The organism is Ralstonia sp. RL, from assembly GCF_001683835.1.
Taxonomy (GTDB): domain Bacteria; phylum Pseudomonadota; class Gammaproteobacteria; order Burkholderiales; family Burkholderiaceae; genus Ralstonia; species Ralstonia mannitolilytica.
On the sequence record NZ_LWRX01000007.1, the window covers coordinates 1 to 1,776 of the forward strand.

Sequence of the window (1,776 nt, forward strand, 5' to 3'; positions counted from 1 at the left end):
TGGCCGTGGCCTGCAGCTGGCTGGCGCAAGGGGGGGGCGTCCTGGCCGCGGGCGATGACGAGCCGCGCAGCGCGCGCATCGCCGCTGCCTGGCGCGGTCCCCATCCGACCGACACGTACCATGCCGGCATTCTGCGGGCTGACTGGGCCGGCAAGAAGCTGGAGATCCTTCACGCCCTTCCCCTGCCGACCCGTCCGCATGGCGTGCTGCCCGAGCCGGACGGTAGTCTGCTGGTGGTCGGCGTGCGGCCGGGCACCTGGCTGCTGCGCATCGATCCGGAAGGCAAGGTCGCCCGCCGACTGGATATCGATGCCTCGGCCGACGTATTGCTCAACGGCCATGCCATCCACGACGCGACCGGCGACTTCGTATTCACGACGGAAACCGACTTTGCGTCGGGAGGGGGCCGAATCGGCGTGCGCGACCGGACGACGCTGAAAAAGGTGGACGAATGGGAGAGTGGTGGCCTCGAACCGCATCAGTTGCTGCTCGACGCGAATGGCGACCTGCTGATCGCCAACGGAGGCATCCCGCGTAACCGCGCTGACCGGAAGTACGACCTGCAGCGCATGGATTCTTCCCTTGTCCGTCTGGACGGGCGGACCGGCAAGCTGCTGCGGCAGTGGAAACTGGACGACAGGCGTCTCAGCCTGCGTCATCTGGCGTGGAGTACCGCACCGGACGGCGCGCGGCGGCTGGGGGTCGCCATGCAGGCCGAACACGGCGACGCGGCCCAGCGCAGTCGGGCGCCGCTGCTGGCCGTTCTGGAGGGCGACAGGTTGATCGTCCCGACGCGGGACAACGATGGCTTTGGCTATGGTGGCGATCTGGCGGCGGCCTACAACGGCGGCTTCGTCGTTTCCAGCAACCAGGCGGGCCTCGCCCAGCTCTGGCACCCGGGCGCGCCGGAAAAACTGACGCCTGTGGTGGCCCTGGAGGAAGCCTATGCCATGACCGAATGGTCAGGCCCCCGGCCGGGCGGTGGCGTGCTGGTCGCGACGGCCCTTGGACTGGTGCGCTGGCATCCGGTCGCCAAGCCGGTTTTCCTGGCCTGGCCAAAGCCGATGGCACTGGACAACCACTGGGTACTGGTCGACGAGACCTGACAAAAAACGGGAGCCCTGGACGGCTCCCGTCGGCGCAGCTACCGGGAAACCCTCAGCAAGGCTTCAGGCGGCCCGACGCGTCGCCTTGCCCGGCTTGGCGGCTTCGCCATGGGCTTCCCGCAGGCATTCGTGAGCGCAGGAGGCGCATCGGCCACAGTCGCGGGTCACCCCCAGTTCGCGGCGCAAATCCTTCAGCGTGCGGGCGCCGCTCTGGGCAGCTTCGCGAATTTGCCGCTCGGTGACGGCCTGGCAGACGCAGATGTACATGAACCCTCTCCGCTGATTTCGATAATGAGAATGGTTCCTATTTTATGCGCATCAGGCCGGCTGTCAAGAGCATGGGCATGGGCGTATCGGCTTCAGGCCGGGTTCAGTGGGTCTGCCCGGGGCGAGCGGCCGCCATGGCCGGAACGATCCACTGCCGGGCGACGGCGACGATGTCACCATCCAGCCGACCGTCGGCGACCAGCTTGTCGAGGAAGCTCACAATCTCGGCGGCGGGCAGGCCCCGGCGGTACGGTCGGTCCTGGGCCATGGCCTGGAAGATGTCCGCGACGCGCAGGATGCGTGCTTCGAGTGGCATGGCGTCGGCGCTGAGGTGGAAGGGGTAGCCGGTGCCGTCGGGTTCCTCATGATGGTAGGCGGCCCAGCGCGCGATTTCTTCGAAGCC

The 1,776-nt window shown here is 67.8% G+C and carries 3 protein-coding genes; 1 reads left to right on the forward strand and 2 read right to left on the reverse strand.

Annotated elements, in window-relative coordinates; genetic code table 11:
* The coding region (locus A6M56_RS02100; protein ID WP_286757682.1) for a DUF1513 domain-containing protein at positions 1-1,106 on the forward strand (1,106 nt) is incomplete at its 5' end.
* A 63-nt stretch (positions 1,107-1,169) separates the two neighbouring features.
* Here the strand turns inward: A6M56_RS02100 and A6M56_RS02105 are convergent.
* Both A6M56_RS02105 and A6M56_RS02110 read right to left on the reverse strand, forming a co-directional pair.
* Complete coding sequence (locus A6M56_RS02105; RefSeq protein ID WP_286757683.1) at positions 1,170-1,373, reverse strand: (2Fe-2S)-binding protein; 204 nt, start codon at positions 1,371-1,373, stop codon at positions 1,170-1,172.
* 103 nt (positions 1,374-1,476) lie between these two features.
* On the reverse strand, positions 1,477-1,776 hold a 300-nt coding region (locus A6M56_RS02110; protein WP_286757684.1), incomplete at its 5' end, for an HD-GYP domain-containing protein.

Excerpts from the sequence above, each read along its gene's own strand:
- A6M56_RS02105 (WP_286757683.1), bottom strand. The coding sequence starts at position 1,373 with ATGTACATCTGCGTCTGCCAGGCCGTCACCGAGCGGCAAATTCGCGAA.